Source organism: Agromyces aureus, assembly GCF_001660485.1.
GTDB classification, from domain to species: Bacteria; Actinomycetota; Actinomycetes; order Actinomycetales; family Microbacteriaceae; genus Agromyces; species Agromyces aureus.
The window spans coordinates 1,985,183-2,009,686 of the sequence record NZ_CP013979.1 but is presented as its reverse complement, the minus strand read 5'-3'; the positions used below and the strand labels follow the sequence as shown (position 1 = coordinate 2,009,686).

Genomic DNA, 24,504 nt, shown 5'->3' with positions numbered 1-24,504 from the left:
AGGCGTGTACGATCGGTGATCGGCCGGAGCGCTTTCGGCGCCCGCGTCGGGGTGCCTACTCGACGAACGTCTCCGAACTCTGAGACCTCGTGACTGTGCTCGTGGCCCGGGATGGGCTTCCAGCGCGTGTCCATCAGTTCTTCCGCACCCACGGGTCGGCCACGGGGGCCGGCGCATCGATGTCCGAGAGTCGGAATCGCCATGACCCGCCGAACTTGCGGCCGGGTAGCTTCTTCAGCCGGGCGTACTCGCGCACCGTCTGCGGTTCGACGCCGATGTGCTTCGCGACGACGGTCGCATCGACCCAGGGCTCGTGCCCCTCCCCCGCGTTCACAGCAGCTCCACCGGCTCGACGCCGAGAGCGTCGCACGTGGCGAGCAGATCATCGACGTTCACGTCTTCGTATTCGCCTCCGACGACCTCCACCACCCGAGTGATGATGTTGGTGTCTGGCGCCAACTTCTTGTGCATACGAGGACAGTAGCGCGCACAATGGCGTTTCGCAACAACTTCTTGGCAAACTCCGCCAAGTTCATGCAACCACCCCCGTGAACTGGGGGCCTCAGGGGTAGCCCTGAATGATCAGTTTTTTGCGCGCAAACGTACCGAGATGGGGCTAAACGCCATATCCTTGGCAGCATGAGCCAAGAAGTCAGCGCGCGGGCAAAGGCCTACGCCAAGCAGCTCCAGGCAGATATCAAAGCCAACCGCTGGACGCAGCAGAACGTCGCCGCGGAGGTTGGGATCGACGTCTCGAACCTGAGCAAGAAGCTCAACGGGAAGACGCCCCTCGGGCTCGACGAGATGTTCGAGATACTCGACGTGATCGGCGTCGACCACGCCGACTACCTCACGCGTGCTGCAGCGTTGGCAGCGAAAGCAGCTCGGAAGGCGTGATGCCGGCCATGTCTGCCATCGAGAGCATGTCGTCGATGTCGGGGCAGTCGCGCCCGACTCGCACCAGCGGGCAGTACGCCTCGCATGCCGCCCCCGTGCCACAGACCTTCGCTTCGTTGCGCATCGTCACTGTCCCCTTCGCGGCGCTAGTAGGGAAAGCGCCTGCCTCGCAAATGATATGCAAGGGTGCATGTTCGGCGGAATCACCAAAATGGGGGCCACGGGAACACATACAGTCCAGCCGTGCGCGAACCTCTCTGGCCGTATATCGCTGCGGTCCTCGCGGAGGTAGCAGCAGAGTCTCTCGTCACTCAGGACGAGCTCGAGCAGCGGTCAGGCATCAACCAGGGCACGATATCGCAGTTGCTCCGTGGTCGCCGGAAACTCTCGATCGAGCATGCGGACGCGCTCAGCGAGGCGCTCGGCATCCCGTTCGCCGCGGTGATCGCGGACGCTGTGGAGGCGCGGGCCAAGCACTCTCCGTTGTAGTGCGCACTACAGCGGATCAATATTCTTGGCGCCGTACGCCAATATCTTGGTCAGGGTGATACCCGCCAACTTATTGGCCACTCGCCCGCGATCACGCGATTTTCACCCCTCCATGGGATAGTAGATGCAACAGGTTCAAGCCCCGTTACTCACCCCAATGAATATTCGCTGCGATTCGCAGTCGAAGGTCCGTCGCCGGCGATCGGAGCCGTACGTGCAGCTCGATGCGGAGGCCTTCGAGGCGATCGTCGTCGACGAACTCGATGAACTGCCCGACGACATGATCGACGGGCTCGAGAACGTCGTGTTCGTGGTCGAGGACCGCCCCGAAGACGGCACGCTCGACCTGCTCGGACTCTACGACGGCTACGCCCTGACCGAACGCGATCGCTACGGCATGGGCGAGATGCCCGATCGCATCATCCTGTACCGCGAGCCGCTGCTCGCGATCTGCGACGACGAAGACGAACTCCGCGACGAGATCCACGTCACCCTCGTGCACGAGATCGCGCATTTCTACGGCATCGACGACGACCGGCTGCACGAGTTGGGCTGGGCGTGACGTCAGCGCCAGTACGCTGAATCCATGAGTTCCCCCGCTCGCGTGATCGGCATCATCGTCGGTGCCGTCGCGATCCTCGGCATCGGCGTCTACGCGCCCGCGATGCTGCTCGGCCCGCTTCCCGCGGTGACCGTGCAGACCGTCGCCGGCGGTGCGACGGGCGCGCCCGCGTCCGCCCCGCTGGCGCTGCCCGAAGCGGGCGCCAGCGCCCTCGCCGTCGTCGGCGACGATGGCGCTGCGACCGTGCTGGCGACGGCCGGCGACCCCGAGATCGTCCCCATGGGCGGTGCGGCCAAACTGGTCACGGTGCTCGCGACCCTCGATTCGCTGCCGTTGCCCGTCCCGGGCGAGGGCGAAGGGCCGCTCATCAAGATCGGACCCGCCGACTACACCGACTACCTGCGCTACGAGGCCGACGGCTCGCGGGCGCTGCAGGTCTCCCCCGGCGACTCGTGGACCGAGCGAGACGTGGTGCGGGCGATCATGCTGACCTCGAGCAACAATCACGCCGACACGCTCGCGCGATGGGCGTTCGGCACGGTCGACGCCTACGTCGACGGCGCGAACGCCTGGCTCGCCGATGCCGGGTTCACCTCCAGCACGGTCGCCGACACCACCGGACTCTCGGGCGAGAACACGACGACCGCCGACGAACTCGCGCGACTCACGGCGCTCGTGCTCGAGAACCCGAGCCTCGCCGCGATGCTCGACGAGCCCGACCAGACGGTGCTCGGTTCGCACAGCGCACCCGACCTCGTCGACCGCGACAACAGCGACGGGGTGCGGGAGATCACCCGCAGCTACACCGACCAGGCCGGACTCGCCTCGGTGTTCACCACCGAGGTCCGTGTCGAGGGCGCGAACGCACCGAGTCGAATCATCGGCGTCATGCTGCTGATGCCCGACTACGAGACCCTCGACCCCGCCATCGCGGCCGCGGTCGCGTCGGTGACGGCCTCGGCCGCGCCCGTGACCGTCATCTCCCAGGGAACGGTCTACGCGAAGGCCACTTCGGCCTGGGGAAGCACATCGGACCTCATCGCGACCGTCGACCGCGCGGAGGCGCCGTGGGGCGGGTCGATCGGCGAGGCCAGCATCAGCGTCGAGCCGTTCACGACCTCGTCCAGTGCCCGCGACATCGGTCGCGTCACGGTCGCGACGGGCGCCGACGAGGTCTCCTCGCCGCTGCGACTGTCGACCGAAATCCGCGACCCGGGGCCGATCTGGCGTCTCACGCACCCGTTCCCGGTCATCAACGCGTTCATCGAGGCCCAGGGCTGACACCTCGCCCTGAGTCGCATCCTCAGGGCAGGCGAACCCTGATCATCGGGGCGGATGCCGCCGGCAGCCGCCGGACGTACCGTCTCCACTGCGCCTCCCAGACCTGCCAGAACGGGTCGTAGGCACCCGCGTCCCGTGCCAGCGCGCGGTCGCGGCGCTGCGGGTACGGCACGTCGACCCAGACTCGAACGACGCGCCGCTCGCCAGCAGCGGAACCCGCGCCGACGCGGGCACCGGTGGCGTGAGCAGCGGTGGCGAGGGCACCGCAGCCCTCGATCACGAGGGCGTTGCCCGGACGCAGCGAGGTCTCATCGCCCGGGCGATCCGCCGCCCAATCCCACGCGTGCCGGCGGCCAGGGACGCCGTGCATCCACGGAAGCACCAGGTCGCGGCGGAGCGCGCTCACCGCCTGCTCGAGGCCGTTCCAGCCCGGGTACACGTCGTCGAGGCGCACCAGGTCGGGTGCCCGCCCCGGCCAATCGGCGATCAACAGGTCGGCGAAGGTCGACTTGCCCGCACCGCTCGGCCCGTCGATGACCACGAGCGGTCGGCGGATGCCGCGGACGGCCGCCCTGACCGCGTGCAGGGCCGAACCCGGCGATCGGCGCTCCGCGCCGAACGGGTCAGGACCAGACGACATTCCAGCTCCCCGTCGTGACGGCGACCGTCGCAGACACGACGGCGACGAGACATCCGACCGCGATGACGACCCACTCGACGCGGCCGAAGTGGGCGACCCGGGCCCAGGTGCGCTCGGTGCCGGCGCCGAAACCGCGGGCCTCCATCGCCGTCGCGAGCGTGCCGCCGCGCCGGATCGAGAGCACGAGCATCGCGAACGCCTGCCCGAGCGACCGGCGGACGACCCCGCGATCGGCGATGCCACGGGCCCGACGTGCGAGGTGGAGGGTGCGCCAGTCGTCGATCGACGACCCGACCAGGCGGAGTGCCGCGAGCGCGCCGAGCACGAATCTGGCCGGCAGGCGAAGCGTCTGCGCGAGCCCGTCGGCGAGGTCGGTCGGGTCGATCGTCAGGAACAGCACGACCGCGGGCAGGGCGATGGCGATCACGCGGGCCGTCGTCGCGAGGCCGATCTGCACCGACCCCTCGGTCACGTGGATCAGGCCGAACTCCCACAGCACGGCACCCGACGGAGCGCCGTAGAGCACCATGCTGACGCCCGTGAGCGGCGCGGCGATCCAGATCGGAAGCGTCCGGGGCGACCAGAGCAGTCCGCCGAGCCCCACGAGCGTGAACACGAGGATCTCGCACAGGATCGCGACGCTCGCCGAGACGACGTCGAGCGTGAGGATCAGCACGATACTGAGCGGCACGGTCGCGGCGACCTTCGCCACTGGGTTGACCCGAGCGAGCGGCAGGCCGGGACGGATGCTCGCGATGCTCATCGGCGCGCACTCCCTCTCGCGCCGGAGGTGGCGATGCTCGAGACCTCGAAGGCCTGCGGGTGCAGCTCGAACCGCTCGTCGGCGATCGCGTCGACGAACACCTCGTCGTGCGTCACGGCGACGAGCGCCACGCCCTCGTCGCGAAGCCCGACGAGGAGCTTCGCGAGCTCGCGCCACGTCGTGGCGTCTTGGCCGAACGTGGGCTCGTCGAGCACGAGCAGTCGCGGTCGGGTCGCGATCGCGGTCGCGACCGAGAGGCGTCGCTTCTCGCCGCCGCTCAGGGTGAACGGGTTCGCGCCCGCGAGCTGTCCGAGGCGCAGCGCCTCGAGGAGCTCGTCGACCCGCGCACGGCGTTCACCCTCGCCGAGCTTCAACGCCCGCGGACCGACCTCGAGCTCGGCCCGCACCGATCCGGCCACGAACTGGTGCTCCGGGCTCTGGAAGACGGTCCCGATGCGCGTCAACAGGTCGCGCGAGCGCCACCTGATCGGTTCGGTGCGCAGCCCCTGCGCCAAGAGATCGGATGCCGCGAGCCGCCCGCCCTGCGGCGGCAGCAGTCCCGCGAGCGTGAGCGCCAGCGTCGACTTGCCGACGCCGTTGGGGCCGACCAGGGCGAGCACCCGGCCGGCATCCACCTGCAGGTCGATGCCGCGCTGCACGGCGACGCCGGCGATCCGGCCGACGTCGAGCTGCGAGGCCTCGAGCAGCGGATGCCGCGGGCCGACCGACGTCGCGGGCGCGCGCCATGGCACCTCGTCGGGCAGCCAGACGCCCGCCGCGCGGAGGTCGTCCGCGCGCTCCGCGAGCACCCGAGCCGGAGGCCCGTCGGCGAGCACCCCACCGGCGGCACCGAGCACGATCACGCGGTCGACGACCGGCAGCCAGGTCGAGACGCGATGCTCGACGACGACGAGCGTCGCCCCGGTCGCCGCCGCGACGGACGCAACGGCGTCGCGCACCTCGCGGACGCCGTCGGGATCGAGGTTCGCCGTCGGCTCGTCGAGCAGGATCAGTCCGGGGCGCATCGCGAGCACGCCGGCGAGGGCGAGACGCTGACGTTGGCCCCCCGAGAGTTCGGTCGTCGCATGCTCGAGCGGGAGCGCGAGACCGACCGAGTCGAGCGCCGCCCGCACGCGGGGCCAGATCTCGTCGCGCGCGACCCCGAGGTTCTCGAGGCCGAACGCGACGTCGTCGCCCACGCGCGCCATGACGACCTGCGCATCGGGATCCTGCAGCACGAGACCCGCGCGCCCACGAGCGTCGGCTGGACGCCGGCCGTCGATGAGCAGTTCGCCGAGGGTCTCGCCATCGTCATCGCCGCCGAGCACACCGGCCAGGCCGTGCAGCAGGGTCGACTTGCCGGCCCCGGATGCGCCGAGCAGCAGCACCCGCTCCCCCGGCGCGATCTCGAGATCGAGATCGCGCACGGCGGGGTGGCGCCGACCACCGTGACGCCACCCCCAGCCGCGTGCACGAATCGACACGGCCGGCGCGGGCGATTCGCCGCGCGCGGCCACTAGACGGTCCGAAGCTCGCGCCCGGCCGCGAACCGATCGAGGGCACCCGCTCGTGCGAGGCCACGGACGGCGAGCCACGCCAGGCCACCCGCGATGAGCGCGCCGCCGATGACCGCGGAGATCGTGTAGACCGTGGCGAACAGCGGTGCGGCGCCCGCGTACCAGAGCACGAGGTCGTTGATCGCCATCGCGAGTCCGGCACCGGCCCCCGCGAGCAGCGCGACCGGGAACCTCCAGTTGCGGTAGAGGAAGATCGCGAAGACGAGCTCGGCGCCGAGGCCCTGGACGAGGCCGGCCTCGATCGTGAGCAGGCCGCCCCACTGGCTGCCGATCAGCGCGGAGACCACGGCGGCCACGAGCTCGGTGTAGAGGGCCGCGCCCGGCTTGCGGATCACGAGCCCGCCGAGCACGCCCGCGATGACCCACACGGCCGCCGGTGCGGCCTGCAGGCCGGGGAGGAGCGCCTCGATCGGAGCCGAGATCGGGCCCCAGACCACGCCCCAGGCCCAGAAGACGACGCCGACGGCGACGCCGATGACGCTCGCCACGACGATGTCCACGACTCGCCAGCGGAACCGGTGCGACGAGGTGGAGGAGGTTCCGGATGCCGCGGAGGTGGCGGTCGGGGATGTTGACGTGTGCACTGGCGTGCCCTTTCGTTCGAAGGAAAGCGGCACGGGATTGTTGAGATGTGGATGCCTCCCTGCGCTGGCATGATCCAGATCAGGTTCGACGGTCGAAGGTTGAGAACCTTCCTCTCAGCCCGGCTCACCGGACTCCCGTGTTCGTGCACCAGCGTACACGCACGCGCGACGAGCGCTCGCGCACGACGGACGGCGGCGTGACCCACCGCGGTGAGCAGCGACGTCGAGCCGCTCGCGCGAACGGCTCAGCGCTGACGAACGGCTCAGCGCTGACGAACGGCTCAGCGCTTGAGCGCGCGGATCACCGACTTCAGCGCGTGTCCGACGACGAACACGAACGGCGTCGCGACCAGCACCAGTCCGATGAGGTTCGGATCGAACCGCACGCGCCCGCCGTCGCCGACGTAGGCGCCGAGCGGCACGGACAGACTGCCCCCTCCACCTGCGCTTCCGCTGCCGTTGAAGTTCGACGTGGCGTCGCCGGTGCCGTTGCCGCCTCCGAACGCGTAGTAGCCGAGCGCGACGGGCACCACCTCGATGCCCTCGATCTCGATCTTGTCGCCGTACGCGGTCTTCACGCCGACGCCTGCGACGCGATCTGCCAGGTCCAGTACGAGTTCAGCCATGTCGCCACGCTACCCGTGCCGCGCCGCGGCTACCAGCCCCATCCGGCCGCGGTCGGGTCGAAGGGCTCGTCGCCGTCTGCGCCCCGCCCCCGGAGAGCCTGCCGCGGGTCACCAGCGGCACCGTGCTCAGCGGCGGGCTGGGCCGCGGTGTGCTCGGCGCGAGCCTCCCGGCGCTGCCGCCGCTCGTCCTCGCGCTGCACGAGCGAGGCCGGACGCAGGGCCCCTCTGCCGAACTTCGCCGAAACCTGATCGATCGTGCGCTCGGCGTCGCGCCACTCCTCATCTGGATCCCAGAGCATCGCGCCTGATCCGGACTCGCGGAGGTTCTCGGCGCGCACGCCGATGAGTCGCACGCGTTGGCCGTCGCCGATGAGTCCTTCGAGGGCCTCTGATGCCTCGTCGTAGACGCGCCGCGCGACATCCGTCGGCTCGCCCAGCGTGCGCGACCGCGTGAGGGTGCGGAAGTCGCCGTACCGGAGTTTCAACGAGACCGTTCGTGCGACGAGCCCGGCCTTGCGCAGGCGCACGGCGACATTGCCCGACAACTGCAGCAGTTCGCGGCGGATCTCGACGGGATCGACCACGTCGTGGCCGAAGGTCTGTTCGTGCCCGATGCTCTTCTCGACTCGGGTCGTGTGCACGGCGCGAGGATCTTCGCCCCGAGCGAGGTGCGCCAGCCTGGCCGCAAGCGCCGAGCCGACGGCCCGCTCGAGCGAGTCGGGCGGCATGGCCGCCACATCGCCGACCGTGCGCAGGCCGAGGCGCAGGAGCGATTCCTCGGTCACCCGGCCCACACCCCACAGCGCCGACACGGGCAGCGGATGCAGGAATGCGACCGTCTCGTGCGCCGGCACCACGAGCATGCCGTCGGGCTTGGCCCGGCTCGACGCCACCTTCGCGACGTACTTCGTGGCGGCGACCCCGACCGAGCAGGTGAGTCCGGTCTCGGCCTGGACGCGTTCGCGAATGGTCCAAGCGATCTCGGCGGGGGTGCCGTGCAGCCGGCGCGCGCCGGACACGTCGAGGAACGCCTCATCGATCGACAACGGCTCGACGAGCGGCGTGATCTCGCCGAAGATCTCCATGACGCGCTTGGAGTACTTCGAGTACGACGGGTAGTCGCCCTGCAGCACGATCGCGTTCGGGCACCGCTGCAGGGCCACGGACATCGGCATGGCCGAGTTCACGCCGTAGCGTCGGGCCTCGTAGCTGGCCGCGGCGACGACTCCTCTGCCCGCCGTGCCGCCCACCAGCACGGGCTTGCCTCGCAGCTCGGGCCGCGAGAGCAACTCGACCGAGACGAAGAACGCGTCCATGTCGACGTGCAGGATCGGGGTCGCCGAGTCGTCGACGGGCCCCGTGGTGACCTGCCTCGACGAGCCGTCCTGCTTGCTCACGTGCCGACCTTACCCGCGGCCACCGTCATGCGATCGGTCACGCGGGCGAGACGGTGCTCAGAAGCCGAAGTCGCCGCCGAAATCGCCGCCACCACCGAAATCTCCACCACCGAAATCGCCTCCGAAGCCGCCATCGGCCGAGGCATCGCCACCCGTGTCGGCACCGGTGTCGGCGGACCCGCCGTCACCCGCGACGTCGCCCCCGAAGTCGGGACCGGGCAGGAACGCCTGCGCGATCATCGAGCCGACCACGACGCCCGCCACCGTGCCGAGCATGGAGCCGCCGACCATCGAGCCGAACGACGGGCCGCCGGGGCCGGTGCGACCGCCCGCGGCATCCGTCGCCCGGAAGGTGCGCTCCATGGTGCCGGGCGACCGCAGCTCGGCGCGCGTCGCGGCGCGGGCGAGGGCGGAGGGTTCGTCGGAGACGACGCGCTCCCCCGCGGGCGCCTGGGCGGCCAGGGCCCGGTAGACCTGTGCACGCTGATCGGGGGTGAGCTTGGCGAACGCCTCGGCGTGCACCGCCTCGATCGACTCGGGCGGTGCCGTGCGAAGCAGGTAGCGGTAGCGTTCAACGGCCCGCTCGTCCTCCGATTGCGCCGGAGCCTGCGGAACCCGCCGCGCGGGCTGGGTGGCGCGGTCGTCGGGTGCGCCGAACAGTCGATCAAGGAAACCCATGTGTGCTCACCAATCGCTCAGGGGACGACCAGCCTAGGGTCGCCAGCCCCGAACCCGCTGTGAGCGCCGCCAGTCGGGCGCGGTACGACGCCCGCACCCGGGACGACCGCGGGCGGTGCCCCGACCGAGGTCGGGGCACCGCCCGCAGGGAACTGCTGGACTCGTCTATTCGGCGGTCGCCCGCTCGAGCACGAGCTCGCGCACGCGCGCGGCGTCGGCCTTGCCCTGCATCGCCTTCATGACCGCGCCGATGACCGCGCCGGCGGCCTGGACCTTGCCGTAGCGGATCTTCTCGAGCACGTCGGGCTGCGAGGCCAGCGCCTGGTCGATCGCCGCGATGAGCGCCCCGTCGTCGGAGACGACGGCGAGGCCGCGGGCGTCGACGATCTGCTGCGGCGAGCCCTCGCCGGCCACGACGCCCTCGAGCACCTGGCGGGCCAGGCGGTCGGTGAGGGTGCCGGCCTCGACGAGGGCCGCGAGCTCGGCGACATGGGTCGGCGACACCAGGGTCGTGGCATCGCGGTCTGCGGCATTCGCGAGACGCGCGATCTCACCCGTCCACCACTTGCGCGCGGCGGCGGGCGTGGCGCCGGCGGCGACGGTCTCGGCCAGCTCGTTGAGCATGCCCGAGTTCGCCACGATCTGGAACTCGTCGTCGGTGAAGCCCCACTCGGCCTTCAGGCGACGGCGGCGTGCGGCAGGCGCCTCGGGCAGCGCCGCGCGCAGCTCCTCGATCAGCTCGGCCGAGGGCACGACCGGCAGCAGGTCGGGCTCGGGGAAGTAGCGGTAGTCGTCGGCGTCGGACTTCGGGCGACCGGCGCTCGTCGTGCCCGTGTCCTCATGCCAGTGCCGCGTCTCCTGCGTGATCGAGCCGCCATCGGCGAGGATCGCCGCCTGACGCTGGATCTCGTAGCGCACCGCGCGCTCGATCGAACGGAACGAGTTCACGTTCTTCGTCTCGGTGCGCGTGCCGAGCTTCTCCTGGCCGCGCGGGCGGAGCGACACGTTCGCGTCGCAACGCAGGTTGCCGCGCTCCATGCGCGCCTCGGAGATGCCGAGCGAGAGCGCGATGTCGCGGATGATCGACACGTAGGCGCGCGCGAGCGCGGGGGCATCGGCCTCGGCACCGAAGATCGGGCGCGTGACGATCTCGACGAGCGGCACGCCGGCGCGGTTGTAGTCGACGAGCGAGTACTCGGCGCCCTGGATGCGGCCCGTCGAGCCGCCGACGTGCGTCAGCTTGCCCGCGTCCTCCTCCATGTGGGCGCGCTCGATCGGCACCTGGAAGACCCGGCCGTTCTCGAGTTCGACCTCGACCTCGCCGTCGAAGGCGATCGGCTCGTCGTACTGCGAGATCTGGTAGTTCTTGGCGAGGTCGGGGTAGAAGTAGTTCTTGCGCGCGAACCGGCTCGACGCCGCGATCTCGCAGCCGAGCGCGAGGCCGAGCGAGATCGACGAGCGGATGGCCTGCTCGTTCACGACCGGCAGCGAACCCGGCAGGCCGAGGCAGACGGGCGTGATCAGCGTGTTCGGCGCCGCGTCGTGGAACGCCGAGTTGGCCGGGTTGGGCGCCGACGAGAACATCTTCGTCGTGGTGTTCAACTCGACGTGCACCTCGAGCCCGATGACCGGTTCGAAGAGCTCGAGCGCCTTGTCGAAGTCCATGAGTGCCGCGCGGGCCATCAGAGTGCACCTTCCTCGGCCGCAGCCATCTCATGCGAAGACAGATCGGGCGCGCGGCTCAGCAGCGGCGCACCCCACTCGGCCTCGAGCAGGCGCTCGAGCGCGCCGCCCACGTTGTAGAGGCGGGCGTCCTGGCGCGCCGGTGCCAGGAACTGGATGCCGACGGGCAGTCCGTCTTCGGGCGCGAGGCCCGCGGGCAGCGAGATGCCGGGCACGCCGGCGAGGTTCGCCGGGATCGTCGCCACATCGTTGAGGTACATCGACAGCGGGTCGTCGAGCTTCTCACCGAGCTTGAACGCGGTCGTCGGCGCGGTCGGCGTCGCGAGCACGTCGACCTTCGCGAAGGCGGCGTCGAAGTCGCGCTGCACGAGCGTGCGCACCTTCTGCGCGCTGCCGTAGTAGGCGTCGTAGTAGCCGGCAGAGAGCGCGTAGGTGCCGAGGATGATGCGGCGCTTGACCTCGGGGCCGAACCCCGCCTCGCGCGTGGCCGCCATGACCTGCTCGACCGTGCCGCCGCCCTCTGGCGTGACCCGCAGGCCGAAGCGAACCGAGTCGAACTTCGCCAGGTTCGACGAGGCCTCGGCCGGGAGGATCAGGTAGTACGCGGCGATCGCGTACTCGAAGCTCGGGGCGTCGATCTCGACGATCTCGGCGCCGTTGCGCTCGAGGAGCGCGAGCGCTTCGTGGAACCGCGAACGCACGCCCGCCTGCACGCCGTCGGAGTCGAGCTGCTTGACGACGCCGATGCGGACGCCCGCGACATCCGCTCGCCGGACGGCGTCGGCCATCGACGGCCAGGGCTCGGCGATCGAGGTCGAGTCGTGCGGGTCGTGGCCTGCGATCACGTCTTGCAGCAGCGCGGCGTCGAGCACGGTGCGCGTGACCGGGCCGATCTGGTCGAGGCTCGACGCCAGGGCGATCGAACCGTATCGGCTCACGGCGCCGTAGGTCGGCTTGACGCCGACGGTGCCCGTGACGTGCGCCGGCTGGCGGATCGACCCGCCCGTGTCGCTGCCGAGCGCGAGGGGGGCCTCGAAGGCCGCGACGGAGGCGGCTGAGCCGCCGCCCGAACCGCCGGGGATGCGGTCGAGATCCCACGGGTTGTGGGTCGGACCGTACGCCGAGTGCTCGGTCGAGGAGCCCATGGCGAACTCATCCATGTTGGTCTTGCCGAGCGGGATCATGCCCGCCTCGCGCACGAGCCGCACGGGCGTCGCGTCGTAGGGCGGGATCCAGCCCTCGAGGATGCGCGACCCCGCGGTCGAGGGCATGCCCTCGGTGACGAGGACGTCCTTGACGGCGATGGGCACGCCGGCCAGCGGGCCGAACGACTCACCGGCGGCGCGACGACGGTCGACATCGGCGGCCGCGGCGAGGGCGCCCTCGGCGTCGACGTGGAGGAAGGCGTGCACGGCGCCATCGACGGCCGCGATGCGGTCGAGGTGGGCGCGGGTGGCCTCGACCGAGGAGACGTCGCCCGCGGCGATCTTCGCCCCGAGCTCGGCGGCGGTCAGGCGGATGATCTCGCTCACTGCTCCTCCCCCAGGATCGCCGAGACGACGAATCGCGAACCGTCGGCCTCCGGCGCGCCGGCGACGGCCTGCTCGGCGGTCAGCACGTCGGCGCCGACGACGTCGGCGCGGAACACGTTCTGCAGCGGGATCGGGTGGCTGGTCGGCGGCACGTCGGGTGTGGCGACCTCGCTGACCTTCTCGACGGCCTGCATGATCTGGCCGAGCTCCGTCGTGAGGTGCGCGATCTCTTCTTCGGTGAGCGCGATGCGTGCGAGGTTCGCGAGATGCGCGACCTGCTCCGCAGTGATTTCGGACATGCTGCTCCGTCGTCTCGTGGTGGGGATGCATCCATTCTATCGGGGCACGGCCGGTCGTCCTTCGTGCGGACGGGCCGACCCTGCTGCGAGTTCGACGGACTACTTCTGCACGCCGAAGAGCCCGTCGCCGTACTTGTGCAGCAGCGCGTACGCGTCGGCGAAGGTCTCGGGTTCGGGCTCGTCCGCACGGCCGAACTTCGCCAGCAGCAGGCCGAGCAGTCCGCGGGCCGGCGGACTCAGCGGCTTGTCCTTGTGCGTGTTCGCAGGATGCGGCGGCTTCGCCTGCGGGTTCGCCGGCAGGTACTGCGGAGTCGTCGACGGCCAGGAGGACGGATGTCTCGGGGCATCGAGGTTCACGGCGTTGAACAGGTTGTTCGCGCCTGCGTCTCGTCGGGTCAGCGGCTTCAACCCGTGCAGACGGCTGAGCGTCGCGATGACGGCGGCATGGTCCATCGCGTCGTGCACGACGGTGCCGGCCTGCGTGTAGGCGGAGACCGCGATCGCGGGCACACGGCATCCGAGCCGATCGAAGGAGAAGCCCATCTCGCCGGGGTCCTCCCCCTCGTGCGGCGGCACGCCCTCGGGCGGCGGCACGTGATCGTAGGTGCCCCCGTGCTCGTCGAACGTGATGAGGAACAGGGTGTTCAGCGCATTGGATCCGATGGCGCTCGCGCTCGTCTTGATGGCTTCGTAGACGCGGTGCACGAGGAGTTCACCCGCACGCACGTCGGACACGGCGCTGTCGATGACTTCGGTTCCGTCGACGTCGGACTCGCGCAGCTTGCCGAACGGCGGATGGAAGTCGTTGTGGTTGTAGACCATCCGCGGCTCGATGAACGAGTACGCAGGGAGCTTGCCGGTGCGTACGTCGTCGTAGAACTGCTCCATGGTCGCGAAGTGATCGGTCGCCCAGTACTGCTGGAGCACGGGCGCGTGCAGCACCCCGGTGAACGACACGAGCTGCAGTTCGTCGAAGTAGACGCGCCAGGAGATCTTCGCCTCTTCGAGCCGATTGAAGATGGTCGGCGCCGCATCGGCGTCGAGCCACTTGTCGTAGCCGCCGTCGTGCTTGTTGGTGACGAAGCCGTGCGAGGTGGAGGCGTGGAAGAAGGAGCGGTTGGGAAACGTCTGCGACGGCACGGCGCAGTGCCAGGCATCGTAGACGGCGAAGTTCTTCGCGAGCGTCGAGAGCACCGGCAGCATCTCGGGCGAGAACGAGCCCATGATCTCGCTCAGCTCGTCGAGGGTCGGCTGCTTTCCCTTGCGGAGCCGCTCGAAGTTGATCGCGTAGTCGTCGACGAATCCGCTCATGGTGGGGCGCTGACCTGCGGCGGGCGCATTGTAGGGCTCGTCCATGTCGCCGACCTCGACCTCGGCATTGGATTGAGGGTCCACGATGCCGAACAATTGCGTGTTCACGTGCGGATACTCTTCACCCGGGTCGGGATTCGGCATGCCCATGACCTCGTCGGTCGAACCCTCGTAGACGTGGGCCTCGATCACGGTGCCGTCGGCCGCCGTGTTGGCGTAGTCGCCGAACGCGAGACCGTCGAAGGTCGTTCCCTCGGAGATGTCATCGGGCGTGTAGAGCCAGCCGAGGAGATTGTCGAACGAGCGGTTCTCGCCCATGAGCACGACGAGGTGGTCGAAACCGGCCGTCGCCCTCGGGGTGAGCGCGGCGAACTCATCGGCGCCTTCGGCGAATCCGGTGGCATGCCCGACCGCGGCCCCGACGGCCGCACCGACCCCGCCGCCGACCACCGCGCCCGCGGCAGCGACTCCGCCGAACTTGAGGAAGTCGCGCCGAGTGGCACCGGATGACTCGGACGTCGCGGTGCCGGTCGCCCCGGCCTCAGGGACCGGCCGAGTGCGCCGACCGAGACCGTGCCGCGAGTCGCGACCTGCCGAGGCCGGTCTCGCCGGCTCGGATGCCCCGTCGCTGGCCCCCGCCGTGGCCTCGCTCGCCTCGTCGTTCGGAATCCCCATGCGCTCCCCCGTCGTCCTGCTGCATCAATTCTGCACGAACGGAGACGACGTCTCCTGACGTTCGCTGGATGCGACTTCACTCGTCGAGCGCGGCAGGCCCCTGCGTCACGAGTATGGCGAACTGCGCGGCATCGAGCACGCGGAGGCCGAGTTCTTCGGCCTTGGCGAGCTTCGAACCGGCGCCCGGCCCGGCCGCGACGAAGTCGGTCTTCTTCGAGACGCTGGATGCGGCCTTGCCGCCGGCATTGATGATCGCCTCTTGGGCGCCGTCTCTCGTGAACCCCTCGAGCGAGCCGGTCGCGACGACCGTGAGCCCCGCGAGTACACCACCGGCTGCCGCCGCCGCGCCCGGACCGGGATGCCCCTGGGTCGCCCACTGCACGCCCGCCGCGGTCCACCGATCGATGATCTCGAGGTGCCAGTCGACGGCGAACCAGTCGATGAGCGAGTCGGCGATGATGCCGCCGACGCCGTCGACCTCGGCCAACTCGTCGCGAGTTGCCGCCCGGATCGCGTCGAGCGAACCGAACCAGTCGGCCAGTGCCCGTGCGGCGACCGGTCCGACGTGGCGGATGTTGAGCGACACGAGCAACCGCCACAGCGGTTTGGTCTTGGCCTTCTCGAGTTCGGCGAGCAACTTGGTCGCAGCCTCGGATGGGCCGACCTCTCGATAGTCCTTCTTGATGCCCGCGGCCCGGCGCTCGGCGGCCGTTAGCTGCTCGGCGCCCGGCGGGTAGGTGATGCGCGACTTCTGGAAGGGCGCTCGCTTGACCGGTTTTCCGGTCGTCTCGTCGAACTTCGGTTCACCGGTCTCGGCGTCGCGCACGACCACCTCGATGGGCACGAGCTCGTCGAGCGAGAGTTCGAACAGGCGAGCCTCGGTCGCGAGCGGAGGGTCGGCCGGGAACGAGGGCTGCGTGAGCGCCGCGGCCGTGACCTCGCCGAGCGCCTCGATGTCGAGGCCTCCGCGCGAGCCGATGTGCTCCACGCGCCCGCGCACCTGCGCCGGGCACGACTCGGCGTTCGGGCAGCGGAGGTCGATGTCGCCCTCTTTCATGGCGCGCAACGCCGTGCCGCACTCGGGGCAGAGTTCGGGCATGTGCCACTCGACCTCGGTGCCGTCTCGCAACTGCTCGACCGCGCCGAGGATCTCGGGGATCACGTCGCCGGCCTTGCGCAGCACGACCGTGTCGCCGATGAGCACGCCCTTGGCGCGCACGACCTGCTGGTTGTGCAGCGTCGCCTGACGAACGGTGGATCCGGCGACCTTCACGGGTGCCATCACGGCGTACGGCGTGGCTCGCCCGGTGCGGCCGACGCCGACGACGATGTCGAGGAGCTTCGTGTGCACCTCTTCGGGCGGGTACTTGTAGGCGATCGCCCACCGCGGCGCCCGGCTCGTGGCGCCGAGCTCGTCGTGCAGTGCGAGCTCGTCGATCTTCACCACGATGCCGTCGATCTCGTGCTCGACGTCGTGCCGGTGCTCGCCGCGCTCGACGATGTAGCCGGCGACGTCGTCAACCGACGAGAACACGCGGGAGTGCGGAGAGACCGGCAGCCCCCACGACGCGAGCACCTCGTAGATGCCCGACTGGGTCGACACCTCGGGATGCGCCCACGCGCCGATGCCGTGCAGGTACAGCGAGAGCCGTCCGAGGCGCTCGCGCATGAGCACGAGCTCGGCCTCCGACTTGTTGTCGCGGCGCTGGCGCAGGCTGCCGGCCGCGGTGTTGCGGGCGTTGGCGAACTCTGCGTACCTCGTGGGGATCGCGTCGGCGTCGCGCCCGCGCGCGACCCACTCGGTTTCGAACGCGGCCTGGAGTTCGTGCTGGCGCTCGTTCAGCGCCTCGAAGTCGGTCGTGCGCAGGAACACCTCGCCACGCACCTCGAAGAAGTCGGGATACCCCGAGCCCACGAGCCGGCGCGGAATGACCGGGATCAGGTCGACGTTCTCGGTGATGTCCTCGCCGACCCTGCCGTCGCCACGCGTGGTCGCGGTCTCGAGCACGCCGTCGCGGTAGGCGAGGCTGATCGCGAGTCCGTCGATCTTGAGCTCGGACAGCCAGTGCACCGGGCGGCCTGCGGCGGCCTGCGCCTTCGCGGCCCACTCCCGGAACTCCTCGATCGAGAAGACGTTGTCGAGGCTCAGCATGCGTTCGGCGTGCTCGTGCTCGGGGAACCCGGCCGAGACGATCGCCGCACCGACCTGCTGGGTGGGGCTGTCCTGGCCCGCCAACTCGGGGAACGCCCGCTCGAGCGCCTCGAGCCGATGGAAGTCGGTGTCGTACTCGGCGTCGGACAGTGGCGACTCCCCGTCGCCGTAGTAGGCGAGTCGCGCGCCCTCGATGCGAGCGGTGAGCGCGTCGGCCTCGGCGCGCGCCGCCTCGAATTCGGTCGGAAGGTCGGTCTCAGCCGAAGTCTCGCTCACGACTTCATCCTACGAGCGACCACCGACGGGCAATCCGCCGGCACGCATCGCCGAGCGGATGCCGCGGACGACCCATGACCGGCTCGGTTCAGGTCGCGTCCCACAGCGCACGGTAATAGGCGATGCGGTCGGGGTCGGGTGCGACGCCGTACGCCTCGAAGAACGCGGGCTCGTGGCCGTCGCCGAAGTTCCACTCCAGGCTCCAGCTGCCGACGGCCAGGTCGGCCCAACGGTCGGCGACGCCGAGTCGTGCGACATCGACGATGCCCGCGAACCCGCCGTGCGCGTCGATGAGCGTGTTCGGTGCGCACGGGTCCCCGTGGCAGACGACCATCCGATCGACGGACGGCGGGTCGCGCAGGTCGTCTGGCACGATGATCCCGGATGCCTCGGCGACCGCGATGCGCCGGGCGACCGACCAGTCGAACGGGCATTCGGCGGGGTCGATGCCGTCGTGCAGGCGACGGAGCCCCGTGCCCATGGCGCGCGCCGCGGCATCCGCCCGTTGCTTCCAGATCGGAGCCACCGCGGATGCGGCGTCGATCGCCGCAGTGGCGAGCCACTCACCGGAATCGTCACGGCCGGCCGCGACGACCCGCGGCACGGCGAAGCGGTCGCGCAGCCAGGCGAGACGGCGTTCCTCGTCGGCGAGCGACTCCCCCGAGCCGCTCGGGTTCCACTTGATGAAGCACGATCCGCCGGCGGACGCCGGCCGGTCGACGCGGAAGGTCAGCCCGCCGACGCCGTTGCGCCAGACCGGCGTGATCGGCGCACCATCGGCGAAGGCGGTGACCGCCGGCGGCACCCGCGGCTCGACGTCGGGAACGCCGGCGAGCTCGCGCGTCATGCGAGTTCGCCGGCGCTCGGTTCGACGAGCGCGCGGATCAGCGCTCCTCGACGAATCCGGCGCGGTCGACGCGACGGTGGTATCGGGTGCCCGACATGCCGCCGAGCACGGCCCCGGCGAGGCTCGCGACGAGCACGATCCCGGCGGTGACGAGTCCGGCGACCGTGAACTCCTCGGGGCTCATCTGGATGCGGGGGTAGAGGTTCGCGTTGGCGAGCACGTCGACCTGGCTGCCGATGATGACGCTCACCAGGGAGACGACGATCGCGATCACGAGCGCCCAGACCCAGACGGCGAGCCCTTGCACGGCGCCGTTGAAGCGGGCCATTCGAGCAGCGACGTAGCCACCGCACCAGTACGACACGAGGAGGATCACGGCGAGCGCGGCGACGGCGACCCATCCGACGTTCTCGGAGGGGACGCCGGTGAGCGCACCGGCCCGATCGGTGGTGTCGATGCCGAGTGCAGTGGCCGCGCCGGCGACGGTGCCGGTCAGGATGGCCGCGGTGCCGGTCGCGGTGAGCCAGCCGAAGAGCGCCGAGCCGAGCTTCACACCGCCGAACGCCTCCCGCTGGCGGGCGACCACCGCGCGTCGGGCCGCTGCACCGGAGGGCGCGGGCTCGCCGTGCGCGGTGCGCTCGGAGTCGTCGGATGCCGCTGCGGCACCCTCGTCGACGGTGCCGGCCTTCGCCGTGCGGTCCTTCGCGCCGGTGGCGCGGGGGTCGACGGTCGGCTGCACGACGGTGTCGCGCTGGTCGGCGCTGCGATCGGCCTTGCGCGAGCCGGCGGTGCGCTCGTCGATCACGGCGGTGGCTGCTGAACCCTTGGCAGTCGTCTCGGTGGGTGCGGGGTGCGTGGCGCTTCGTTCTTCGGGAACTCGGGGGGTGGTCACGTCGTCCTCCTCGGGGGATGCGCCGCTCGCTCGAGCGACGTCCGCCCGAATCTAGTGACGCCGGCGTCGGGACGTCGGGCCTTGACAGGGGGCGAGGCATACCAGTATTCGAGGGCATGAACGCTGAACGACGGACGTCGTCCGGGCTCGGGGAACGGATGTCGCGGCGAACGATCGGCGGGCGGCTCAGACGCCGACGGGCACTGCGCTCACCGTGCGGTCGATCGTGAACTGCCCGAGCACGCGCGTGCCGACGTAGATCACGGCGGTCTGCCCGGGGGCGACCCCGTCGAGCGGGATCTCGGGCGTCACGACGAGTTCGGCCGCGCCCGCGGCATCCGGAACCACCTGCGCGAGCGCCGGAACCGGGTCGGCGTGCGCACGGATCTGCACCTCGCACGCGAACTCGCTCGCGGGGTCGGCGGGTGCGAGCCCGGCCCACGTGTAGCGGGAGCCGGCGATGAGCGCGGTCGCGAGCGCCTCTTTGGGGCCGACGACGACGGTGTTCTCCTTCGGGCGCACCTCGAGCACGAAGCGCGGCTTGCCGTCGGCGGCGGGCGTGCCGAGGCGCATGCCGCGGCGCTGGCCGACGGTGAAGGCGTGCGCACCCTCGTGCGAGCCGACGACGGCGCCCGTGCGGTCGACGATGTCTCCGGTCGCGGTGCCGACCTTGTCGGCGAGCCAGCCCTTGGTGTCGCCGTCGGGGATGAAGCAGATGTCGTAGGAGTCGGGCTTCTGGGCGACGCTGAGGCCACGGCGCGCGGCCTCCTCGCGCACGAGCGCCTTGGACGGCGTGTCGCCGAGCGGGAAGTACGCGTGCGCGAGCTGCTCGGCCGTGAGCACGCCGAGCACATAGGACTGGTCCTTCGCCTCGGCGCTCGCGCGGTGCAGTTCGAGGGCGCCCGATGCGCCGGGGAGGACCTTCGCGTAGTGGCCGGTGGCGACCGCGTCGAAGCCGAGCGCGAGGGCCTTCTCGAGCAGCGCGGCGAACTTGATGCGCTCGTTGCAGCGCATGCACGGGTTGGGCGTGCGGCCGGCCGAGTACTCGGAGATGAAGTCGTCGACGACGTCGGCCTTGAACCGCTCCGAGAAGTCCCACACGTAGTACGGGATGCCGAGCACGTTCGCGGCGCGCTGGGCGTCCATCGAGTCCTCGATGGTGCAGCAGCCGCGGCTGCCGGTGCGCAGGGTGCCGGGCATGCGGCTGAGCGCCAGGTGCACGCCGACGACCTCGTGCCCCGCCTCGACGGCGCGCGCGGCCGCGACGGCGCTGTCGACGCCACCGCTCATCGCTGCAAGAACCTTCACCTCTCCAGTCTAGGCAGGGCCTCCTGAGCGGATGCCGCGTGGCGGCGTTCCGGTCGACGGATGCCGCGGCGAGCGCAAGGCGCCCTGCCCGGACTCAGCGGTCGAACGAGGTGGCGCGAGCGGCGAGCCCGGCCTTCGCGGCCTGCGCGTGCGCCGCCGGGAGCGCCGCGAGGAACGCGTCGACGTCGGCGTCGGTCGAGTCGTGGCCGAGCGTGATGCGGAGCGCTCCCCTGGCATCGGCCTCGCTGCGGCCCATGGCCATGAGCACGTGCGAGGGCTCTGGCACGCCGGCCTGGCACGCCGAGCCGGTCGACACGGCGACCCCGGCGGCGTCGAGCAGGAAGAGGAGCGAGTCGCCCTCGCATCCGTCGAACGAGAGGTGCACGTTGCCCGGAAGGCGACCGTCGGCCGTCGGATCGCCGGAGAGGTGCACGCCGGGCACCGCGGCGAGCGCGCCCGCGATCAGGCGGTCGCGAAGTGCCGCGATGCGCGTCGCATCGTCGTCGAGATGCGCATGCACGATCTCGGCGGCGGCCGCGAACCCGGCGGCGGCCGCGACGTCCTGCGTGCCGGAGCGCACCTTGCGCTGCTGCCCGCCGCCGTGGATGAGCGGCTCGAGCGCGGCCGACCGGTCGAGGACGAGCGCACCGATGCCCGACGGGCCACCGATCTTGTGCGCGGAGACGCTGAGCGCGACGAGCCCGGCGCCGCGGGGCGCGTTCGTCTCCCGGCGGAGGCCCCGCACGTCGATCGGCACCTGCCCGTACGCCGACACCGCGTCCACGTGCAACGGCACGCCGGCGGCCGCCGTGAGCCGCGCGACCTCGGCGACCGGCTGGATCGTGCCCACCTCGTTGTTGGCCCAGAGCATCGTGACGAGGGCGACGGATGCCGCGTGCTCGGCGAGCAGCGCTTCGAGCACGTCGAGCCGAAGGCGTCCGACGTCGTCGAGCGGCACCTCGTCGATCACGGCGCCCTCGTGAGCCGCCAACCACTCGACCGTGTCGACGGTGGCGTGGTGCTCCCCCGCGGGGACGATGAGGCGCGGGCGCGCGGCATCCGTCTGCCTGCTCCACCAGAGGCCCTTGATCGCGAGGTTCACGGCCTCGGTGCCGTTGCCCGTGAAGACGACCTCGATGCCGTCGATGCCGAGCGTCGCCGCGATGCGCTCGCGCGATTCCTCGAGCACGCGCTTGGCCTGCTGGCCGGCGCTGTGGATCGAGGCGGGATTGCCCACCAGGCGCATCGCGTCGAGCATGGCGTCGATCGCCTCGGGCCGCATGGGCGTGGTCGCCGCGTGGTCGAGGTAGACCGCCATGCACTCTCCGTCCCTCGGGTGGATCTACTCTAGAACGCATGTCTGAGAGCGATCCCCTGCACGACCTCGGCGTCCGAACCGGCGCCGACGGCGGCACGGTCCGAGTGTGGTCGGCGAACGCGACGTCGATCGAGCTCGAGGTGTTCGATCGCTCCGACGCGGGCTGGGCGACCGATCGCGTCGACCTCGCGCGCGACGAGCACGGTGTGTGGCAGGGCTTCTCGTCGGCGCTCGTGCACGGCGCGCGCTACGGGTTCCGCGTCGACGGCCCCACGGGGGTCGAGCACGCGTTCAACCCGGCGCAGACCCTGCTCGACCCCTACGCGCGCGGCCTCGCGGCCGTCGGCGGCGGCTCGTGGCACGGCGTCGCCCTCGACCCGGTGACCGAGGCGGCCGCGGCCGACGGCGAGGAGCGGTTCTCGTGGAACGGCGTCGCGAAGCCCGCGGTCCCCCTCGACCACACGGTGGTCTACGAGGCCCACGTGCGAGGCTTCTCCAAGCTCAACCCGGCCGTGCCGGAGGCGCTGCGCGGCACGTACGCCGGCCTCGGGCACGAGGCGTCGCTCGAGTACCTCACCGGGCTCGGCGTCACGACGATCGAACTGCTGCCCGTGCACGCGTTCCTCTCGGAGCACCGCCTGAAGCGCCAGGGGCGCACGAACTACTGGGGCTACAACACACTCGGCTTCTTCGCGCCGCACGCGCCGTACGCGACCGCCGCCGCCCGTGCGAAGGGCGCGGCGGCGGTGCGGCGCGAGTTCGCCGAGATGGTCCGCAGCCTCCACGCGGCCGGCCTCGAGGTCGTGCTCGACGTGGTCTACAACCACACCGCCGAAGAGGGCCGCGAAGGGCCGACCTACTCGTTCCGCGGCATCGACAACGCGTCGTACTACCGCCACGACGCCCACGGTCGCTACGTCGACACGACCGGATGCGGCAACACGCTCGACTTCGGTCGCGACGAGCCCTCGCGCCTTGTGCTCGACTCGATGCGCGCGTTCGCCGACGAACTGCAGGTCGACGGGTTCCGTCTCGACCTCGCCGCGACCCTCGGACGAGACGACCACGGCGCCTACACGCCCGACCACCCCCTGCTGCAGGCGATGCTCGCCGACCCCGTGATCGGCGCCACGAAGCTCATCGCCGAGCCGTGGGACGTCGGCCCCGGCGGCTGGCAGACCGGCAACTTCCCGCGCGGATTCATCGAGTGGAACGACCGCTACCGCGACCGCATGCGCGACTTCTGGCTGGGCGACCTGCGCCGTGAGCGTGAGACCGGCGACGCCGGCAGCGGCATCGGCCGGTTCGCCACACGGCTCGCCGGCTCGTCGAACACGTTCAGCCTCGAACGCGGACCGCTCGCGAGCCTGAACTTCATCACCGCGCACGACGGGTTCACGCTCGCCGACCTCACCGCGTACGACGTCAAGCACAACCTCGGCAACGGCGAGCAGAACCGCGACGGCACCGACGGCAACAACTCGTACAACCACGGGGTCGAGGGCGAGACCGACGACGCCGAGGTGCTCTCGGCGCGACGGCGCAGCATCCGGAACCTGCTCGGCACGCTGCTGCTGTCGGCCGGCGTGCCCATGCTCACCGCCGGCGACGAGTACGGACGCAGCCAGCGCGGCAACAACAACGCGTACTGCCAGGACTCCGACCTCACCTGGCTGTCGTGGAGCGCCGAGGATCGCGATGCGGGCCTCGAGGCCACCGCCCGTCGCCTGGTGCACCTGCGTCGCGACAACCCCGCGATCCGACCCGTGCGCTTCGGCGTGTTCGGCGAGACCACGCCGAGCGCATCGCAGATGGACTGGTACAACACCGACGGCGAGACCATGACCATCGACGACTGGAACGACCCCGCCGAGCGCACGCTGCAGTACCTCGCCGCGTCGACCCCCGAGGTCGAGGAGTTCAACCGCATCCTGCTCGTCGTGCACGCGCACGAGACGCCGGCCGAGGTCGTGCTGCCCGAGCACGACGGCGTCACGGGCTACATGCTGCTGTGGGACTCCTCCGACGAGCACCCGGTGACCGAGTCGAGCGAGCACCTGCCCGGCGAACGCGTGGGCGTGCCGCCGCAGTCGATGCTGCTCTACCGGGCGCTCGGCGAGGCCTCGAGCGCGGCGTCCGACGCGAGGGCCGTCATCGACCCCCCGGCTGCCGACGACCCGGTCGCCGACGCCCGGATCAGCGGCTGATGGCCAAGCGGTCGGATGCCGCAGCCGGCACGCCCGCGACCCTCGCGCTCACCCGGGCCGGCGTCGCGTTCCACGCGCACGCGTACGAGCACGACCCCCGCGCGGCCGCCTACGGGCTCGAGGCCGCCGAGAAGCTCGGGCTCGATCCCGAGCGCGTCTTCAAGACGCTGCTCGCATCGGTCGACGGCTCGCTCGCCGTCGCGATCGTGCCCGTCGCGATGCTGCTCGACCTCAAGTCGCTCGCGCAGGCGCTCGGCGGCAAGCGCGCCGAGATGGCGGACCCCGCCGTCGCCGAACGGAAGACCGGCTACGTCGTGGGCGGCATCAGTCCGATCGGGCAGAAGACCCCGCTGCCGACCGTGCTCGACGAGTCCGCGATCCTCCACGAGGCCGTCTACGTCTCAGGCGGGCGGAGGGGGCTCGACCTCGAGCTCGCGCCCGACGACCTCCTGGCCGTCACCGGCGGCCGATACGCGCCCATCGCCCGGACCCGCTGACCCCTAGGTCGCG

General features: G+C 70.9%; 24 protein-coding genes and 1 riboswitch. Of the genes, 6 read left to right on the top strand and 18 right to left on the bottom strand.

What is annotated here, in order from left to right; genetic code table 11:
- Positions 1-133: 133 nt before the first annotated feature.
- Together ATC03_RS08715 and ATC03_RS20555 are read right to left on the bottom strand one after the other, a co-directional pair.
- Complete coding sequence (locus ATC03_RS08715; protein WP_067875689.1) at positions 134-334, bottom strand: helix-turn-helix domain-containing protein; 201 nt, start codon at positions 332-334, stop codon at positions 134-136.
- Positions 331-471 (bottom strand): hypothetical protein, encoded by a 141-nt coding sequence (locus ATC03_RS20555; RefSeq protein ID WP_156997162.1) that lies wholly within the window; start codon positions 469-471, stop codon positions 331-333. Before ATC03_RS20555 ends, ATC03_RS08715 begins: the two co-directional genes overlap by 4 nt.
- Before the next feature lie 168 nt (positions 472-639).
- Here ATC03_RS20555 and ATC03_RS08710 point away from each other — a divergent pair, with 168 nt between their 5' ends.
- The 4 genes from ATC03_RS08710 (at position 640) to ATC03_RS08695 (ending at position 3,229) form a co-directional block, all read left to right on the top strand.
- On the top strand, positions 640-897 hold the full coding sequence (locus ATC03_RS08710; protein WP_067875686.1) for a helix-turn-helix domain-containing protein: 258 nt from the start codon (positions 640-642) through the stop codon (positions 895-897).
- Positions 898-1,140: 243 nt separating this feature from the next.
- A complete protein-coding gene (locus ATC03_RS08705) occupies positions 1,141-1,386 on the top strand; it encodes a helix-turn-helix domain-containing protein (protein ID WP_067875683.1) in 246 nt (81 codons plus the stop codon).
- Positions 1,387-1,666: 280 nt separating this feature from the next.
- Positions 1,667-1,948, top strand: coding sequence for a metallopeptidase family protein (locus ATC03_RS08700; protein WP_418118900.1), 282 nt, complete (start codon positions 1,667-1,669; stop codon positions 1,946-1,948).
- A gap of 24 nt (positions 1,949-1,972) precedes the next feature.
- Positions 1,973-3,229: a D-alanyl-D-alanine carboxypeptidase family protein gene (locus ATC03_RS08695; RefSeq protein WP_084003396.1), complete on the top strand. Its 1,257-nt coding sequence runs from the start codon at positions 1,973-1,975 to the stop codon at positions 3,227-3,229.
- Positions 3,230-3,251: 22 nt separating this feature from the next.
- Here the strand turns inward: ATC03_RS08695 and ATC03_RS08690 are convergent, their stop codons facing one another.
- From ATC03_RS08690 to ATC03_RS08615, 16 genes are all read right to left on the bottom strand, one after another.
- A complete protein-coding gene (locus ATC03_RS08690) occupies positions 3,252-3,869 on the bottom strand; it encodes a nucleoside/nucleotide kinase family protein (protein WP_067875672.1) in 618 nt (205 codons plus the stop codon).
- A complete protein-coding gene (locus ATC03_RS08685; RefSeq protein WP_067875669.1) occupies positions 3,853-4,632 on the bottom strand; it encodes an energy-coupling factor transporter transmembrane component T family protein in 780 nt (259 codons plus the stop codon). The genes ATC03_RS08690 and ATC03_RS08685 overlap by 17 nt, the downstream gene beginning before the upstream one ends.
- Positions 4,629-6,059 (bottom strand): ABC transporter ATP-binding protein, encoded by a 1,431-nt coding sequence (locus ATC03_RS08680; protein WP_084003717.1) that lies wholly within the window; start codon positions 6,057-6,059, stop codon positions 4,629-4,631. The genes ATC03_RS08685 and ATC03_RS08680 overlap by 4 nt, the downstream gene beginning before the upstream one ends.
- Positions 6,060-6,148: 89 nt before the next feature.
- Positions 6,149-6,793, bottom strand: a complete 645-nt coding sequence (locus ATC03_RS08675; RefSeq protein WP_067875664.1) for an ECF transporter S component — start codon at positions 6,791-6,793, stop codon at positions 6,149-6,151.
- Positions 6,794-6,832: 39 nt separating this feature from the next.
- A riboswitch (TPP riboswitch) is annotated at positions 6,833-6,933 on the bottom strand.
- Between the two features lie 141 nt (positions 6,934-7,074).
- A complete protein-coding gene (locus ATC03_RS08670) occupies positions 7,075-7,419 on the bottom strand; it encodes a hypothetical protein (protein ID WP_067875661.1) in 345 nt (114 codons plus the stop codon).
- Positions 7,420-7,448: 29 nt separating this feature from the next.
- Positions 7,449-8,816 carry a DNA polymerase IV gene (locus ATC03_RS08665; protein WP_067875657.1) on the bottom strand — a complete coding sequence of 456 codons (1,368 nt, stop codon included), beginning with the start codon at positions 8,814-8,816 and terminating at the stop codon, positions 7,449-7,451.
- A 57-nt stretch (positions 8,817-8,873) separates the two neighbouring features.
- Positions 8,874-9,494, bottom strand: a complete 621-nt coding sequence (locus ATC03_RS08660) for a hypothetical protein (protein ID WP_067875654.1) — start codon at positions 9,492-9,494, stop codon at positions 8,874-8,876.
- Between the two features lie 165 nt (positions 9,495-9,659).
- Positions 9,660-11,177 (bottom strand): Asp-tRNA(Asn)/Glu-tRNA(Gln) amidotransferase subunit GatB, encoded by a 1,518-nt coding sequence (gatB, locus tag ATC03_RS08655; protein ID WP_067875651.1) that lies wholly within the window; start codon positions 11,175-11,177, stop codon positions 9,660-9,662.
- Positions 11,177-12,709 (bottom strand): Asp-tRNA(Asn)/Glu-tRNA(Gln) amidotransferase subunit GatA, encoded by a 1,533-nt coding sequence (gene gatA, locus ATC03_RS08650; protein ID WP_067875648.1) that lies wholly within the window; start codon positions 12,707-12,709, stop codon positions 11,177-11,179. The genes gatB and gatA overlap by 1 nt, the downstream gene beginning before the upstream one ends.
- On the bottom strand, positions 12,706-13,008 hold the full coding sequence (gene gatC / locus ATC03_RS08645; RefSeq protein ID WP_067875645.1) for an Asp-tRNA(Asn)/Glu-tRNA(Gln) amidotransferase subunit GatC: 303 nt from the start codon (positions 13,006-13,008) through the stop codon (positions 12,706-12,708). The genes gatA and gatC overlap by 4 nt, the downstream gene beginning before the upstream one ends.
- Positions 13,009-13,107: 99 nt before the next feature.
- Positions 13,108-14,994 (bottom strand): alkaline phosphatase family protein, encoded by a 1,887-nt coding sequence (locus ATC03_RS08640; RefSeq protein ID WP_084003395.1) that lies wholly within the window; start codon positions 14,992-14,994, stop codon positions 13,108-13,110.
- 76 nt (positions 14,995-15,070) lie between these two features.
- The gene (gene ligA, locus ATC03_RS08635; protein ID WP_067875642.1) at positions 15,071-17,422 is read right to left on the bottom strand and encodes an NAD-dependent DNA ligase LigA; all 2,352 of its coding nucleotides are present in this window, start codon (positions 17,420-17,422) and stop codon (positions 15,071-15,073) included.
- 88 nt (positions 17,423-17,510) lie between these two features.
- Entirely contained in the window at positions 17,511-18,269 is a 759-nt protein-coding gene (locus ATC03_RS08630; protein WP_067875639.1) for an aminoglycoside 3'-phosphotransferase, read from the bottom strand.
- A 37-nt stretch (positions 18,270-18,306) separates the two neighbouring features.
- Positions 18,307-19,161, bottom strand: a complete 855-nt coding sequence (locus ATC03_RS08625) for a hypothetical protein (protein ID WP_227820268.1) — start codon at positions 19,159-19,161, stop codon at positions 18,307-18,309.
- Between the two features lie 186 nt (positions 19,162-19,347).
- Entirely contained in the window at positions 19,348-20,469 is a 1,122-nt protein-coding gene (mnmA, locus tag ATC03_RS08620) for a tRNA 2-thiouridine(34) synthase MnmA (protein ID WP_227820267.1), read from the bottom strand.
- Positions 20,470-20,563: 94 nt separating this feature from the next.
- Positions 20,564-21,787: a cysteine desulfurase family protein gene (locus tag ATC03_RS08615; protein ID WP_067875635.1), complete on the bottom strand. Its 1,224-nt coding sequence runs from the start codon at positions 21,785-21,787 to the stop codon at positions 20,564-20,566.
- Positions 21,788-21,825: 38 nt separating this feature from the next.
- Between ATC03_RS08615 and glgX the strand changes: the two genes are divergently transcribed.
- Positions 21,826-23,994: a glycogen debranching protein GlgX gene (glgX, locus tag ATC03_RS08610; protein ID WP_067875631.1), complete on the top strand. Its 2,169-nt coding sequence runs from the start codon at positions 21,826-21,828 to the stop codon at positions 23,992-23,994.
- On the top strand, positions 23,994-24,491 hold the full coding sequence (ybaK, locus tag ATC03_RS08605; protein ID WP_067875628.1) for a Cys-tRNA(Pro) deacylase: 498 nt from the start codon (positions 23,994-23,996) through the stop codon (positions 24,489-24,491). Before glgX ends, ybaK begins: the two co-directional genes overlap by 1 nt.
- Positions 24,492-24,504: the final 13 nt, after the last annotated feature.

What these genes read in the sequence shown, in the direction of transcription:
- ATC03_RS20555 (WP_156997162.1), bottom strand. Translation starts at nt 471, where the DNA reads ATGCACAAGAAGTTGGCGCCAGACACCAACATCATCACTCGGGTGGTG.
- ATC03_RS08710 (WP_067875686.1), top strand. Translation starts at nt 640, where the DNA reads ATGAGCCAAGAAGTCAGCGCGCGGGCAAAGGCCTACGCCAAGCAGCTC.
- ATC03_RS08700 (WP_418118900.1), top strand. Translation starts at nt 1,667, where the DNA reads ATGATCGACGGGCTCGAGAACGTCGTGTTCGTGGTCGAGGACCGCCCC.
- ATC03_RS08695 (WP_084003396.1), top strand. Translation starts at nt 1,973, where the DNA reads ATGAGTTCCCCCGCTCGCGTGATCGGCATCATCGTCGGTGCCGTCGCG.
- ATC03_RS08690 (WP_067875672.1), bottom strand. Translation starts at nt 3,869, where the DNA reads ATGTCGTCTGGTCCTGACCCGTTCGGCGCGGAGCGCCGATCGCCGGGT.
- ATC03_RS08685 (WP_067875669.1), bottom strand. Translation starts at nt 4,632, where the DNA reads ATGAGCATCGCGAGCATCCGTCCCGGCCTGCCGCTCGCTCGGGTCAAC.
- ATC03_RS08670 (WP_067875661.1), bottom strand. Translation starts at nt 7,419, where the DNA reads ATGGCTGAACTCGTACTGGACCTGGCAGATCGCGTCGCAGGCGTCGGC.
- ATC03_RS08660 (WP_067875654.1), bottom strand. Translation starts at nt 9,494, where the DNA reads ATGGGTTTCCTTGATCGACTGTTCGGCGCACCCGACGACCGCGCCACC.
- gatB (WP_067875651.1), bottom strand. Translation starts at nt 11,177, where the DNA reads ATGGCCCGCGCGGCACTCATGGACTTCGACAAGGCGCTCGAGCTCTTC.
- gatC (WP_067875645.1), bottom strand. Translation starts at nt 13,008, where the DNA reads ATGTCCGAAATCACTGCGGAGCAGGTCGCGCATCTCGCGAACCTCGCA.
- ATC03_RS08640 (WP_084003395.1), bottom strand. Translation starts at nt 14,994, where the DNA reads ATGGGGATTCCGAACGACGAGGCGAGCGAGGCCACGGCGGGGGCCAGC.
- ATC03_RS08630 (WP_067875639.1), bottom strand. Translation starts at nt 18,269, where the DNA reads ATGACGCGCGAGCTCGCCGGCGTTCCCGACGTCGAGCCGCGGGTGCCG.
- ATC03_RS08615 (WP_067875635.1), bottom strand. Translation starts at nt 21,787, where the DNA reads ATGGCGGTCTACCTCGACCACGCGGCGACCACGCCCATGCGGCCCGAG.
- glgX (WP_067875631.1), top strand. Translation starts at nt 21,826, where the DNA reads ATGTCTGAGAGCGATCCCCTGCACGACCTCGGCGTCCGAACCGGCGCC.
- ybaK (WP_067875628.1), top strand. Translation starts at nt 23,994, where the DNA reads ATGGCCAAGCGGTCGGATGCCGCAGCCGGCACGCCCGCGACCCTCGCG.